Source organism: Streptomyces sp. NBC_00193 (assembly GCF_026342735.1).
In the GTDB taxonomy this organism is placed as follows: Bacteria; Actinomycetota; Actinomycetes; order Streptomycetales; family Streptomycetaceae; genus Streptomyces; species Streptomyces stoeckheimensis.
In genome coordinates this window covers 2,083,878-2,097,320 of the sequence record NZ_JAPEMM010000001.1, presented here as the reverse complement: position 1 = coordinate 2,097,320, position 13,443 = coordinate 2,083,878, and the positions used below count along the sequence as shown (strand labels likewise).

Here is a 13,443-nt window from a genome sequence, read left to right as displayed (position 1 = left end):
CGGGCATGGGCATCGCGGGATTCGTGGCCGGGGTCACGCTCTGGGGCGTACTGGCGGGCCTGCTGCTGCCCCGGGCCGTCTACCGCCTCTCCGTCGAGTTGGGCATGCCCTGGCGGTCGGACTGCCCGGCCGGGCATCCGCTGACCGGCCCGGCCGGAGGCTGGCTGGGCTTCGCCGTCTGCCCCCGGTGCGGGCCCGGCGCCCGGTGGCACGGCGGCTACGCGCCCGTCGCGGGGGCCGTGCTCGCCACCACCCTGGTGTGCCTCACGCTGGGCGCCGGGGTCGGGGCGCGGCCCGAACTGGGGGCCTGGCTGCTGCTGGCGCCGTTCACCGTCCTGCTCTGCTTCGTCGACCAGGCCGTGCACCGGCTGCCCGACGTACTGACCCTCCCGCTGGCGGCCACCACCGCTGCCGCGCTCGGCGTGGCCGCCCTGTTCACGGGTACCGGCGGATCCTGGACGCGCGCGCTGCTCGGGGGGCTCACCCTCGGGTCCGTGTACCTCGTACTCCACCTGATCTACCCGCCCGGGATGGGCTTCGGTGACGTCACCCTGGCCCTGACCGTGGGGCAGATCCTGGGCTGGTACGGGTGGTTCGTGCTGTTCGCGGGCAGCTTCGCCGCATTCACCGCGGCCGCCGTGCACGGGTACGTCCGGGTCGCCCTGCGCCGGGTGGAGCCCGGGAGCTCGCTCGCCTTCGGGCCGTTCATGGCCGGCGGCGCCCTCGCGGGCGTGATCTACGCGGGCCTGGGCCTGGGCATGGGGCTCGACCTGGCGTCGGACCCCGTCCTGGGAGCCGGACTGGTTCCGTGAGGCGGCCCCGTCAGGCGGCCCCGTCCGGCGGCCCGTGCGGCGGCCCGTGCGCCGGCCCTGTGGGCCGGCCCGCACGACGGCTTCCCGGGGCGGCCCCGCGATCCGGGCCCTTCGGGACATCCCGCAGGGGGCCAGCCCGGGAGCCGGAGGGGCTGGCGTAGGCTGGATCGGTCCGGGAATCTCGACCGCAGCCGGGCGCCAGCCGAACGACACAGCCGAAAGGTGACGCACCGGTGACCGACCAGGCCGCTCTCCAGTCAGTCCTCGACCGAGCCGCCGCGGGGGGCCGGATCACCCGGGAAGAGGCGCTCGACCTCTACCGCCACGCGCCCCTGCACGCCCTCGGCCAGGCCGCCGACGCGGCCCGCCGGCTGCGCTACGCCGGTACCGAGCACATCGCGACGTACATCATCGAGCGCAACATCAACTACACCAACGTGTGTGTGACGGCGTGCAAGTTCTGCGCCTTCTACGCGGCCCCCAAGGACGCGAAGAAGGGCTGGTCCCGGGACCTCGACGACATCCTGCGCCGCTGCGCGGAGACCGTCGAGCTGGGCGGCACGCAGATCATGTTCCAGGGCGGCCACCACCCGGACTACGGCGTCGAGTACTACGAGCACCACTTCTCCGCCATCAAGCAGGCCTTCCCGCAGCTGGTCATCCACTCCCTCGGCGCGTCCGAGGTCGAGCACATGGCCCGGATCTCCAAGGTGTCGGCGGAGGAGGCCATCCAGCGCATCCACGCCGCCGGCCTCGACTCCTTCGCGGGAGCCGGCGCCGAGCTGCTCCCGGAGCGGCCGCGCAAGGCGATCGCCCCGCTCAAGGAGTCCGGCGAGCGCTGGCTGGAGATCATGGAGATCGCCCACAAGCTGGGCGTGGAGTCCACCTCCACCATGCTGATGGGCACCGGCGAGACCAACGCCGAGCGCATCGAGCACATCGCGATGATCCGGGACACCCAGGACCGCACGGGCGGCTTCCGCGCCTTCATCCCGTACACCTACCAGCCCGAGAACAACCACCTCAAGGGCCGGACCCAGGCGACCGTCTTCGAGTACCTGCGCATGATCGCCATCGCGCGGCTCTTCCTCGACAACATCGCCCACATCCAGGGCTCCTGGCTCACCGTCGGCAAGGAGGCGGGCCAGCTCTCCCTGCACTACGGCGCCGACGACCTCGGTTCGATCATGCTGGAGGAGAACGTGGTCTCCTCGGCGGGTGCCAAGCACCGCTCGAACCGCATGGAGATCATCGACCTGATCCGCAAGGCGGGCCGCACCCCGGCCCAGCGCGCGACGACGTACGAGCACCTCCTCGTGCACGACGACCCGGCGAACGACCCGGTCGACGACCGCGTGGTCTCGCACATCTCCTCGACCGCCATCGAGGGCGGCACCGCCCACCCCGAGCTGAAGCTCATCTCCTCGAACTGACGCGCCCGTGCTGACGATCCACACCGCCGAACTCCTCGTCACCGGACCGACGGGAACCGCGACCGCGCCGCTGCCCGGCGGCGCGGTCCTGGTCGAGGGGGACCGCATCGCCCGGGTGGGCCCGTACGAGGAGCTCGCCGCGGCCTACCCGCACGCGCGCGCCCGCAGCTGGCCCGGGGTGCTGACCCCGGGGCTGCTGGTGCGCGGCGGTGACGAGCTGCTGGAGCGCACGTACTACCCGGACGACCCGTACGAGCTCACCGAGCTCGGGGCCGAACCGATCAGCGGCGCCGAGGCGTTGGCGGACCTGAAGATGACCGAGCCGCGCTGGGGCAACAGCGCGCGGCGCGGCACGCAGAAGCTGCTCGCCCGCGGGGTGGTCGCGGTGGCCGGCCGCTTCACCAGCCAGGCCGTCCGGACGGCCGTGGTCCGCTCCGGCCTCACGGTCGTCCCGCCCGCCCCCTACGAGGGCCCGGCCTCCCTGGACCCGCTCGCCGGCCGGACCGCGGCCGAGGAGGCCTTCCACGGAGTCCTGGAGCCGGGCGCTCCGGCGCGGTTCGCGGTCTTCGCGGTCCCCGGCCCGGCAGAGCTGCTGGTGGAGGGCCCGACCACCTGTGTGGCCACGGTCATCGGCGGAAGGCTGCTCCACCGCCGTCGCTGAGTCCGGGGGAGTCCGTCCGCCCGCGGCGGCCCCCGCGGACCAGGAAGGCGGCCACGAACGCGAAGACGACCATGAGGATCGTGGCCGTCGAGGCGAGGGCGGACCAGCCGCCGGTGTGCTGCGTGACGGCTTCGTCGACGCCGCCGCTGGCGAAGATGGCCGTCGGGTCCGTGACGGCGTGCAGGGCGATCGCGGACCAGATGGTGCCGGTGAGACGCATGACGAGGTACATGCACACGCCGAAGCCGAAGGCGTAGACGACGGTGACGAGCACCGTGCTCACCTTCATCCCGGACAGCACGTTGGTCACGTGCATGAGGGCGAACAGTAGCGACGAGACCACCATCACGAACCGCTCGGAGTGCCCGGCGTCGTGGAGCAACCGGACCGCGAGGCCGCGGGTCGCGAGCTCCTCGGCGAGTCCCACGCAGAGCCCGAGAAGGGCGATGAGGACGAGCTGCTCCGGCCGCCAGCCGCTCCAGTCGGTGGCCGCGGCGTGGCCGACGACGGCGAGGAGCGCGAGCGCGGGACCGATCCACATCCAGGGCCGGCCCACGGCCGGCCGCCTGCGGAAGACCGAGCGGAGCCGGCCGATGGCGGCGGTGAAGCCGAGGAGGGTCACGGCGCCGATCGCGATCGGCAGCACGAGGGCGAAGAAGATGCTCGCGCCCGTCGCCAGCACGTCGTCCTTGTCCACCTCGTCGCCGAAGACGGCGCCGACGGCGCGCCCGACCAGCAGGTAGTAGGCCAGGTACCCGCCGATCACCAGGACGGCCTTCCCGAGGCTCGGCCGATCGAAGAAACCCCTCCGGGAGGTGTCCGGACCGTCGCCCTCGTCCACCGGCTGCACCATGACGCATCCACCTATCTCGCTCTTATAGGGCTATCGAACAATAAGCCACGCGAGCTCCTCTAATGGGCCAATACGGGCGGCCGGGTGCGGGGGGCGGGGGCCTGCGAGAATGGCGGGGCGGTCCGCAGGACCCTGCCGAACCGTTCGCCGAACCATTCGCACCGCACCCGAGGGGCCCACGCCAGTGACATCCGCTTCCCTGGACAAGCAGCCGCACGAAGTCGCCTCCATGTTCGACGGCGTGGCGGCGAACTACGACCTCACCAACGACGTGCTCTCCCTCGGGCAGGACCGCGTCTGGCGCAAGGAGGTCGCCAAGGCGGTCGGCGCGCGCCCCGGGCAGCTCGTCCTCGACCTGGCCGCCGGCACGGCCACCTCCTCGCTGCCCTTCGCCGAGGCCGGTGCGTACGTCGTGCCCTGCGACTTCTCCCTCGGCATGCTCCGCGAGGGCAAGAAGCGCAATCCCTGGCTCCCACTGACGGCCGGCGACGCGACGAAGCTCCCCTTCAAGGACGACGCCTTCGACACCGTCACCATCTCCTTCGGCCTGCGCAACGTCCAGGACACCGACTCCGCGCTGCGCGAGCTGTACCGGGTCACGAAGCCCGGCGGCCGGATCGTGATCTGCGAGTTCTCGCAGCCCACCTGGGCCCCCTTCCGGACCGTGTACACCGAGTACCTGATGCGCGCGATGCCGCCGGTGGCCCGTGCGGTCTCCTCCAACCCCGACGCGTACGTCTACCTCGCCGACTCCATCCGCGCCTGGCCCGACCAGCCGGCGCTGGCCGCGCTGCTGCAGAAGGCCGGCTGGTCCAAGGTGGCCTGGCGCAACCTGAGCGGCGGCATCGTGGCCCTGCACCGCGGCACGAAGGGGTAGTTCCCCGTGGACTACCAGGCGCTGCTGGAACAGGTCGCGAAGGACATCGCCCCGCTGGTGGGCAGCGGGACGCCCGCCGAGTACATCCCGGCGCTGGCGTCCGTGGACCCCCGGCAGTTCGGGATGGCCATCGCCGACCTCGACGGCAACGTGTTCGGGGTGGGGGACTGGCGGACGCCGTTCTCCACGCAGTCCATCACCAAGGTCTTCGCGCTGGCCCTCGCGCTCGCCGAGGGCGGCGACAGCCTGTGGGAGCGGGTCGGCCGGGAACCCTCCGGCAACCCGTTCAACTCCCTCGTGCAGCTGGAGTACGAGAACGGCATCCCGCGCAACCCCTTCATCAACGCGGGCGCGCTCGTCGTCACCGACCGGCTCCAGACGCTGACGGGCGACGCGAGCAGCGAACTGCTGCGGTTCCTCCGGGAGGAGAGCCAGAACCCGGACGTCGCCTTCGACGCGGAGGTCGCCGCCTCCGAACAGGAACACGGCGACCGCAACGCGGCCCTGGCCCACTTCATGGCCGCCTACGGGAACATCGACAACCCGGTGCCGACGCTGCTGGAGCACTACTTCTGGCAGTGCTCCATCGAGATGACCTGCGCCGACCTGGCCCGGGCGGGGCGCTTCCTGGCCCGCCACGGTCTGCGCGCCGACGGCTCGCGGCTCCTCACCCGCAGCGAGGCGAAGCAGGTCAACGCGGTGATGCTGACCTGTGGGACGTACGACGCGGCGGGGGAGTTCGCCTACCGGGTGGGGCTGCCCGGCAAGAGCGGTGTCGGCGGGGGCATCGTCGCGGTCGTGCCCGGCGCGTGCACGCTGGCCGCGTGGAGCCCCGGCCTGGACGCCCAGGGCAACTCCGTGGCCGCGGTGGCCGCCCTGGACCGCTTCACGACCCTGACGGGCCTGAGCGTGTTCTAGCTCTTGACGCGCCGCTCGCGCGGTGCGGCCCTGGCGGGCCTTACCGGCTTCCCGCCGCTGCGCCGGACTCCGTCCGTCGGTGGCCCGGTCGGGGCTGCCGCCACGGCCGTTCCGGCGCGAGCCCGGTGGGCGGGTGCGGCTGGGTTTGCCCTGCGGGGCGAGGTCCCCTACCCGCCCTTCGCCCGTTCCCCGGAGCTCCGCCCCGGACCCCGCTCCTCAAACGCCGGAGGGGCTGGATTTTCGCCGGTGTCGGCCATATCCAGCCTCGCCGGCGTTTGAGGCGCGGGGTCCGGGGCGGAGCCCCGGGGGGTCCGGGCGCAGCCCGGGGAACGGGCGAAGGGCGGGGAGGGGAACTCCGCCCCGCGCAGCGGGACACCCGCAGCCGGGCTGCGGGCGACGGCCCCGCGCAGCGGGGGTCAGGCGGGCTGGAGGGTGAGGGCGTAGCGGCGGGCCACGCGGGGGCCGCCGGGGATCGGGAAGCGGTCCGCCAGGGTCATGCCCAGCCGCTCCGCCACCGCGATCGAGCGGACATTCGCATCGTCGATCATCGCCACCACATCCGGAACCCCGGCCCCCCGCACCCGCTCCAGCGTCGCCAGCGCAGCCGCGTACGCGTACCCCCGCCCCCACGCGGAGCGACCGAGCCGCCAGCCGATCTCGATCTCCCCGACCGGCCCCCACCCCTTCGACTCCGGCCACGGCTGGGCCCCGGTGAAGCCGAGGACCTCACCGTCCGCGTCGAGCAGCGTCCACAGGCAGAAGCCGAGCCGGGCGTCGTGCATCCGCTGCCGGGCGGTGATTTCCTCGTAGAAGGAGAGCTCGGCGGGCCCCCCGAGGAACTCCATGACATCGGGGTCGCGGAAGACCCGGTGCCAGGCGTGCGCGTCCTCGTCCGTGGGCACACGGAGCTGGACGACAGGGAGCGGCCGGGTCGGCGAGGTGGTCACAGGGCAGCCCTTCGGATCGCGATCTCTCTCGCTGCATAGACTGCACATGTCTTGTGCCGTTGGGCACCCTTTATCGAGCCTTCGGGAGACCCGCCGTGACCGAGCCCCTCTCCGAGCACTCCGCTGACGTCATCGTCGTCGGGGCCGGGCCCGCCGGATCGACCACTGCTTATTACCTGGCCAAGGCCGGACTTGACGTCCTGCTCCTGGAGAAGACCGCGTTCCCGCGCGAGAAGGTCTGCGGCGACGGCCTGACCCCGCGCGCCACCAAGCAGCTCGTTTCGATGGGCATCGACATCTCCGAAGAGGCCGGCTGGCTGCGCAACAAGGGCCTGCGGATCATCGGCGGCGGCCAGCGGCTCCAGCTGGACTGGCCCGAGCTGGCCTCCTTCCCCGACTACGGACTCGTCCGCAAGCGCGACGACTTCGACGAGACCCTGGCCCGCCAGGCGCAGAAGGCCGGCGCCCGGCTGTACGAGCGCTGCAACGTGGGCGAGCCCGTACGCGATCCCCGTACCGGCCACATCACCGGAGTGACGGCGAAGCTCGGCGAGGAGAAGACGCAGGTCACCTTCCACGCCCCCCTCGTCGTCGCCGCCGACGGCAACTCCTCCCGGCTCTCCCTGGCGATGGGCCTGCACCGCCGCGAGGACCGCCCGATGGGCGTGGCCGTGCGGACGTACTTCACCTCCCCGCGCCACGACGACGACTACCTGGAGTCCTGGCTGGAGCTCTGGGACCGGCGCGGGGCCGAGGACCGGCTGCTGCCCGGCTACGGCTGGATCTTCGGCATGGGCGACGGCACCTCCAACGTCGGCCTCGGCATCCTCAACTCCTCCTCCGCCTTCAAGGAGCTGGACTGGCGCGAGGTCCTCAAGGCCTGGTGCGCCTCGATGCCGGAGGACTGGGGCTACACCCCCGAGAACATGACGCAGCCCATCCGCGGCGCGGCCCTGCCGATGGCCTTCAACCGGCAGCCGCACTACACCAAGGGGCTGCTGCTCGTCGGTGACGCGGGCGGGCTCGTCAACCCGTTCAACGGCGAGGGCATCGCCTACGCGATGGAGTCGGGGCAGATCGCCGCCGACGTCATCGTCCAGGCCCACTCCCGCGCCACTCCGGCCCTGCGCGAACTGACCCTGCACAGCTACCCGAAGGTCCTCAAGGAGACCTACGGCGGCTACTACACCCTGGGCCGCGCCTTCGTGAAGCTCATCGGCAACCCGAAGATCATGAAGGTCGCCGCCCAGCGCGGGCTGAGCCACCCGGTGCTGATGAAGTTCACCCTGAAGATGCTGGCCAACCTGACCGACCCGACGGGCGGCGACGCGATGGACCGCGTCATCAACGGCCTTTCGAAGGTGGCTCCAAAAGCCTGATCATGCAAGGCCTGGCCGCTCGGTAGGACTTGAGCGGTCAGGCTCGCGGCGTTCGACGTTCGGCCTTCAGACGCTGACGATCTTCACCTTCGGCGAGCCGGGAAGCTCCTCGGCGGCCTTGCACAGCGCTGGGATGTGCGACTTGTCAGAAGTGACGAGGAGTACCGGGGGCGTGCACAGTGCAGCCGTGGCGACCACGAGTGCGTCCACGAGGCATTCGTGTCCGTCAAGGCCCGAGGCGTCCAGCAGTTTTGCCGCGGCGTCTGTCACCGCGTCGCTGACCGGCTTCACGTCGAACCGGGACAGCAGGAACTGGAGTCGCTTGGCGGCTTCTCCCGTCCGGCGCACCTCCAAGGGCGTCAGTGCGGAGAGCGCCACGCGCCGGCCGCTCTGCTGAGCGACCTCGATGCGCGCACGCATCCCCTCGTCGCCGTCGACGTGCAGCGAAAGCCCCTGGGCGTCCAGGACGAGCGTCCCCTCGCTCTTCGCCTTGATCTTGAGGCGCTTGCTTACCACTCCTGCTCCGCCTGTCGCCGCGCTTCGGCGGAGACGGGGCCGAACGCCTTACGGTCGGCGGTCACGACCTCGCGGAGCTTCTGCGCGGCGAGCCATTCCTCCAGAGCCTCGGCCACAACGGAGGAGAACCCGCTCTTGCCGGCGCGTTCCTCGACTTCCTTGATCAACGACTGGGCGAGCGACACGGATCTCTTGCCGGCCCGCTCGACGGCCTGGGGTGCCACGTGACTGCTCATACCTAAAACGTAACACCGTCGGTAGGAAATTTCTCGTCCGATGGCTCGTGCAGGGCCCCCTGCGGGGGCTCGGGCGTGCTGTGGACCAGGCGGATGCAGCGGGTCAGCAGGACCAGGCCGCAGACCATCAGGGTTCCCGAGGCCGTCCAGTCCAGGGTGAGCGTGAGCGGGGAGCCGGGCTTCTGCCAGGGGCGGGTGGTGGTCAGCAGCCAGCCGCCGAGGGACAGGAGGCCGAGCCCGGCGGCGGCCGGGACGGCACCGGCACCCGCATCCGGGGCTTCGTCGGACGGGCTGGTCGTCACGGATCACCACTTCCTGGGGCGACTCGGGCGCGCTCGCCCGGGACCATCTTCGCAGGGCTGCGCCGGTCGGGCACGGGGTGCCCGCCAGGCGGGACGGAGCGGCAAGTCGGTTTCGAGGCAAGAAGTTTGGCTGACCAGCAGGTGAGAAGGCCTTGTCCCCGGTAGTGGCCGGGCTGTTCAATTTCCGAGAGTGAACAGGTCTTCCGGCATACGCCCCCGTCCGCTCCGCCGCCCGGTGCGGGGCCCCGCCCTCCCGGCCGCCGTCCTGCTGGCGCTCGTCCTGGTCGGCTGTTCGGATCCGGAGGGCGGTGGCGCCGCGCACGGGGAGCCGGAACTCGGCGAGGTCGCCGTCGCCCCGGCCACCGCTTCGCTCTCCCTGCCGCTGGACGCGTACACGGACACCGACGCCGAGACGGTCCGCATGGGGCAGGTGCAGCAGCGGCTGCTCTCCCGGTGCATGGCCCGGTACGGGTTCCCGTACGAGGAGGTCAGGCCGACCGGTCCGGCCGGCGCCCAGGGGCGCGAGGGGCGGCACCGGGTGCTCTTCGGGGCGGCCGATCCGGAGTTCGCGGCGGCCCACGGCTACGACGTGAACGCGGGCAAGGGGCCGCCGGTCAGGCCCCCGGCCGCCCCGCTGAGCGAGAGCGCCGCCCTGGTCATGCACGGTGAACGGCCGGGCGGGCAACAGGGCGCCGCGCAGCCCCCGGACGCGCCGACCGAGGAGGAGGCCGCGCAGGTGGACAGCGGCATCGACGTCGGCGGGCAGAAGGTGCCGGCCGGCGGATGCGTGCGGGAGGCCTACCGCAAGCTGTACGCGCCGACGAAGGACAGCGTGGACCTGCTGTTCCCGTTCGGGCTGGCATCGGAGGCACACGAACGCTCCAAGGGCGATTCGCGGGTGGCCGAGGTGCTGAAGAGCTGGTCGGCGTGCATGGAGAAGTCGGGGTACACCGGCCTGAAGGATCCCTACGAGGTGGTCCAGAAGCTCGGCCTGGAGGCCGATCCGGGCGGCCCCAAGGCCGTCACCGCGGCCAAGGCCGATGTCGCCTGCAAGCGCGAGGTGAACCTCGTGGGCATCTGGGCGGCGGTGGAAGCCGCCTACCAGAAGCGGCTGGTGGAGGAGCAGGCCGAGACCCTCGCGCTGTACAAGAAGCAGCGCGAGGCCCGCTACAAGCTGGCGGCCGGGCTCCTCTGAGCCCGGCGCGGGCCGTTCAGGAGGGGCGGGGCAGGCAGGTCCGGTAGGCGTCGAGGTGGTCCTTCTTGAGCGACTGCCACTGCTCGGAGGTGCCGCCGTCCTGCTGCTGCACCTCCCCGGTGACCGGATTCGGGTCCGGGTACCAGGAGATGCCCCGTTCCCTCATGCACGCGGAGGACTTGCGCGCGGCGGCGAGTTCCTGAGGGCTCGCCTGCACGGGGGAGGGCGAGGGGAGCAGCGACAGGCAGGCCTTCTGGGCCTCGGGGTACTGCGGACTCTCCTTCTCCACTATGTGCGGAGCCCCGTTCTCCCCGTAGGAGACGGTCATTCCGTGCTGCTGCATGCACGTGTAGAACGGGACGTCCGCCGCCGCGAGCGAGGGTGCGGCGGTGGCTCCGGGCTTTCCCGCTCCGGAGTTCTTCCCCGGAACTTCCCCGCCTCCGCATCCGGTCAGTGCGAGGCACAAAAGGAGAGACGAGGATATTTCGCGTACACGCACGAGGTGTTTCCCTTGCGGTCGGCGGAGTGGAAGGTCGCATCGGTGCGGGGGAGGGGGCGAAGGCCGCGGGAGAGCGTAATCGGGCGCCCGGAATGCGGACAAGTCCGTTACGCGCCATGGTGGTTGTGGCCTGAACAGCCGAGAAGACCCTTGCCCTGCAGTGCCCCGGAAGGTTTAATCCCGGCCGGAATCAATTCCCTGAAGATGGAGAAAATGCCCCATGAGCAAGACTCTTAACAAAATCGCCGCCGGCTGTGTTGCCGCGGTATCCGTCGGCGCCGCTCTCCTGGTGACAGCAGGGCCGGCCGCCGCCAACACGGAGAGGAACGGCTATCTGGAAACCAGCGAGTTCGGCCTTTACTACAACTCCAACCAAGGGGGCTGTGTCTTCGACCTGATGTCCTCGGACTGGAACTTCTACAACAACCTCTTCGTCGGGCCGGAGGACTGCGCCGGCCGGAACCGCGTGACGAACGACGACACCGCGTCCTACCGGAACCGGGACACGTACACGTGGAAGGTCGCCACCGATCCGAACCTCGCCGGTCTGGTCGGTTCGCTCCCCCCGGGCTACGTGGGCAACGCCAGCCTCAACTTCAAGAACAAGATCACCTCGGCGACGTTCCTCGACTGACGGAACGGCACGCCCCTCAGGCGCCCCTCACGCCCCTCACGCCCCCTCAGGGCCTCCGGGAGCCTCCAGGCGCCTCCGGGAGCCCCAGGACGGCCGAAAGGCCGGTACTCCACCCCCGAGCGGGGGAGTACCGGCCTTTCGTGCGTCACCGGGAGCGGCCCGGGACTGCGGGGAGATGTCAGAGGACGCGGACGGCGCCCGTCGGCTTGTCGTAGCTCAGGGAGCGCTCGACGATGCCGGTGCTGGGGTTCTGCGCGCCGACGAACTTGCCGCCGCCGACGTAGATGGCGACGTGGTACGCGCTGCCCTTGGAGCCCCAGTACAGGATGTCGCCCGGCTGGAGGGCGTTCAGGGAGACCGAGGTGCCGGCCGAGGACTGCGCCTGCGACATGCGCGGCAGGCTGATGCCGGCCTGGCGGTACGCGGCCTGGACGAGGCCCGAGCAGTCGAACGAGGACGGGCCGGTGCCGCCCATGACGTACGCCTTGCCGACCTGCGCGCGGGCGAAGCTGACGATGGCGGCGGCGGAGCCGGTCACGGGGGCCGTGACGGTGCCCTTGCCCTGCGAGGAGCCCGCGGAGGAGCCGTTCGAGGAGGAACCGGAGTTGCTCTGGATCGGAGCGCGGGCCGCGCTGCGGTTGGCGCGCTCGGACTCGGCCTTGCGGTCCGCCTCCGCCTTCGCCTTCGCCTCGGCGTCGGCCTTCTGCTGCGCGTCGGCCTTCAGCTGCTTGGCCTCGGCGGCGGCGCCCGTGCGGGCGGTCTCCTCCAGGGCGTTGAGCTCGCCGTCGACGGCGGCGGCGCGGGTGTTCTCCGCGGCCTTGGCCACGGACGAGGACACCTCGGCGCTCAGGTCCAGGTTGAGGACCGGCATTTCGAGGGTGGTCTCGTGGACGGGCTCGGCGGAGGGGGTGGCGCTCGCCGTGCCGGCCATGGCCAGGGTGCTGAGGACGCCACCGGCAACTCCGGCGCGGACCGCGAGCTTCGAGGCGCTGCGGCGGGGCTTCCGGTGGCTGGGTATGTGAGCGGTAAGGGACATGGGTCAACCGCTATCAGGGCCTCGCGGTTCCGTTCAAGAAACGTGGTCTGCGCCACAGTTGTGCGCGAAGCGGGCTAACCGGGCGCGTCGGACCTCTTATTGACGCCGTAACGGGCGAATCGGACAGCCGCTCACAAGGCTGTGATCATGGGGTTTCCGCAATAAGTCCGAATTGATCCTGGGCCTACCATCCACCTGCACAGATGGCCAAGCCCCCTTTCGGTACCGAGAATTCCGAGTGGCGCAGGTCACAGAAGCGTCACGCGATGCGGACGCTGTGGCCCTCCTGTGACCGAACCGTGAACTCGTCGCCGGGTCGGGGTCCCCCCGGGCTCGCCGGCGGGCGTGTCCGGGGGGTGCTCATGGAGCCCTGCTGCCCCGACTTCGTGAACGCATGCACGCGTCCACTCCCGTACGCGTGAGGTCCCCCGACCGGGGGACGCCGATCCCTTTATCATCACGCGCACCACCTCGCCAATTTGCGTGCAGTGGCCACGGTTTGATAGTGCAACATGCCCTCCACCTGCAACGACAGGTGCGGATGTCACCTTTGGTGATCATGTGGATGCTTCACGTATGAAGATCACCACTCATTGGCCTTCATGATCGTTCGTCAGGTGGTGGAGATCACAAACTCGTTGTTGTAACCCGTGTCGCAGATCACAGATGGCCGGGCATAAGATGCGCACCAGTCCGGCTTGTGAACTGCCTCACATGCGAGGCGGGGCGCGCGGCGCCGGCAGCGGTCCAACGGTCAAGGACGACTGGAAGGAGCGAGGAGCGTGAATGCGTACGCGCCCATCCTCGTGCTCGGCGCCCTCGGCGCAGGGTTTGCGATCTTCTCCGTGGTCATGGCCACGCTGATCGGTCCAAAACGGTACAACCGGGCAAAACTTGAAGCGTACGAGTGCGGCATCGAGCCCACTCCCATGCCGGCCGGTGGCGGCCGCTTCCCCATCAAGTACTACCTGACGGCGATGCTCTTCATCGTCTTCGACATCGAGGTTGTCTTCCTCTACCCCTGGGCGGTCACTTTCGACTCGCTGGGGATCTTCGGGCTCGTCGAGATGCTCCTCTTCGTGCTCACCGTCTTCGTCGCCTACGCCTACGTATGGCGCCGCGGCGGCCTGGAATGGGACTGAGGG

Annotated in this window: 16 protein-coding genes; 9 read left to right on the top strand and 7 right to left on the bottom strand. The window is 70.7% G+C overall.

Annotated elements, in window-relative coordinates:
• Window positions 1-5: 5 nt before the first annotated feature.
• The 3 genes from OG898_RS08965 to OG898_RS08955 all read left to right on the top strand — a co-directional run bounded on the left by OG898_RS08965 (window position 6) and on the right by OG898_RS08955 (window position 2,906).
• Window positions 6-812 (top strand): A24 family peptidase, encoded by an 807-nt coding sequence (locus OG898_RS08965; RefSeq protein ID WP_266956030.1) that lies wholly within the window; start codon window positions 6-8, stop codon window positions 810-812.
• A 233-nt stretch (window positions 813-1,045) separates the two neighbouring features.
• On the top strand, window positions 1,046-2,245 hold the full coding sequence (gene mqnC / locus OG898_RS08960; protein WP_250740957.1) for a cyclic dehypoxanthinyl futalosine synthase: 1,200 nt from the start codon (window positions 1,046-1,048) through the stop codon (window positions 2,243-2,245).
• Between the two features lie 7 nt (window positions 2,246-2,252).
• A complete protein-coding gene (locus OG898_RS08955; protein ID WP_266956027.1) occupies window positions 2,253-2,906 on the top strand; it encodes a hypothetical protein in 654 nt (217 codons plus the stop codon).
• Here the strand turns inward: OG898_RS08955 and OG898_RS08950 are convergent.
• A complete protein-coding gene (locus tag OG898_RS08950) occupies window positions 2,872-3,759 on the bottom strand; it encodes a CPBP family intramembrane glutamic endopeptidase (protein ID WP_266956025.1) in 888 nt (295 codons plus the stop codon). The two genes, OG898_RS08955 and OG898_RS08950, sit on opposite strands and share 35 nt — an antisense overlap.
• A gap of 184 nt (window positions 3,760-3,943) precedes the next feature.
• Here OG898_RS08950 and OG898_RS08945 point away from each other — a divergent pair, with 184 nt between their 5' ends.
• Complete coding sequence (locus tag OG898_RS08945) at window positions 3,944-4,636, top strand: demethylmenaquinone methyltransferase (RefSeq protein ID WP_250740954.1); 693 nt, start codon at window positions 3,944-3,946, stop codon at window positions 4,634-4,636.
• A gap of 6 nt (window positions 4,637-4,642) precedes the next feature.
• Window positions 4,643-5,554 carry a glutaminase gene (locus OG898_RS08940; protein ID WP_250740953.1) on the top strand — a complete coding sequence of 304 codons (912 nt, stop codon included), beginning with the start codon at window positions 4,643-4,645 and terminating at the stop codon, window positions 5,552-5,554.
• Between the two features lie 416 nt (window positions 5,555-5,970).
• Here the strand turns inward: OG898_RS08940 and OG898_RS08935 are convergent, their stop codons facing one another.
• Window positions 5,971-6,549: a GNAT family N-acetyltransferase gene (locus OG898_RS08935; RefSeq protein ID WP_250740952.1), complete on the bottom strand. Its 579-nt coding sequence runs from the start codon at window positions 6,547-6,549 to the stop codon at window positions 5,971-5,973.
• 47 nt (window positions 6,550-6,596) lie between these two features.
• Between OG898_RS08935 and OG898_RS08930 the strand changes: the two genes are divergently transcribed.
• Window positions 6,597-7,880, top strand: coding sequence for a geranylgeranyl reductase family protein (locus OG898_RS08930; protein ID WP_250740951.1), 1,284 nt, complete (start codon window positions 6,597-6,599; stop codon window positions 7,878-7,880).
• Window positions 7,881-7,946: 66 nt separating this feature from the next.
• On the opposite strand, the gene OG898_RS08925 is transcribed toward OG898_RS08930, so the two are convergent.
• Genes OG898_RS08925 through OG898_RS08915 form a run of 3 tightly spaced genes read right to left on the bottom strand, consistent with a single transcriptional unit; the run spans window position 7,947 to window position 8,934 of the window.
• Window positions 7,947-8,396 carry a DNA-binding protein gene (locus tag OG898_RS08925; protein WP_250740950.1) on the bottom strand — a complete coding sequence of 150 codons (450 nt, stop codon included), beginning with the start codon at window positions 8,394-8,396 and terminating at the stop codon, window positions 7,947-7,949.
• Window positions 8,390-8,632 (bottom strand): hypothetical protein, encoded by a 243-nt coding sequence (locus tag OG898_RS08920; protein ID WP_147420012.1) that lies wholly within the window; start codon window positions 8,630-8,632, stop codon window positions 8,390-8,392. Before OG898_RS08920 ends, OG898_RS08925 begins: the two co-directional genes overlap by 7 nt.
• Before the next feature lie 2 nt (window positions 8,633-8,634).
• Window positions 8,635-8,934: a hypothetical protein gene (locus tag OG898_RS08915; RefSeq protein ID WP_266956019.1), complete on the bottom strand. Its 300-nt coding sequence runs from the start codon at window positions 8,932-8,934 to the stop codon at window positions 8,635-8,637.
• 190 nt (window positions 8,935-9,124) lie between these two features.
• Between OG898_RS08915 and OG898_RS08910 the strand changes: the two genes are divergently transcribed.
• Window positions 9,125-10,129 carry a hypothetical protein gene (locus OG898_RS08910; RefSeq protein ID WP_266956017.1) on the top strand — a complete coding sequence of 335 codons (1,005 nt, stop codon included), beginning with the start codon at window positions 9,125-9,127 and terminating at the stop codon, window positions 10,127-10,129.
• 16 nt (window positions 10,130-10,145) lie between these two features.
• Here OG898_RS08910 and OG898_RS08905 read toward each other — a convergent pair whose 3' ends face one another.
• The gene (locus OG898_RS08905) at window positions 10,146-10,472 is read right to left on the bottom strand and encodes a hypothetical protein (protein WP_266956015.1); all 327 of its coding nucleotides are present in this window, start codon (window positions 10,470-10,472) and stop codon (window positions 10,146-10,148) included.
• Window positions 10,473-10,848: 376 nt separating this feature from the next.
• On the opposite strand from OG898_RS08905, the gene OG898_RS08900 reads away from it, so the two are divergent.
• Window positions 10,849-11,262, top strand: coding sequence for a hypothetical protein (locus OG898_RS08900; protein WP_250740946.1), 414 nt, complete (start codon window positions 10,849-10,851; stop codon window positions 11,260-11,262).
• A gap of 178 nt (window positions 11,263-11,440) precedes the next feature.
• Here OG898_RS08900 and OG898_RS08895 read toward each other — a convergent pair whose 3' ends face one another.
• Complete coding sequence (locus OG898_RS08895) at window positions 11,441-12,298, bottom strand: C40 family peptidase (protein WP_250740945.1); 858 nt, start codon at window positions 12,296-12,298, stop codon at window positions 11,441-11,443.
• A gap of 782 nt (window positions 12,299-13,080) precedes the next feature.
• Here OG898_RS08895 and OG898_RS08890 point away from each other — a divergent pair.
• Window positions 13,081-13,440, top strand: a complete 360-nt coding sequence (locus OG898_RS08890) for an NADH-quinone oxidoreductase subunit A (protein WP_030010013.1) — start codon at window positions 13,081-13,083, stop codon at window positions 13,438-13,440.
• Window positions 13,441-13,443 lie beyond the last annotated feature (3 nt).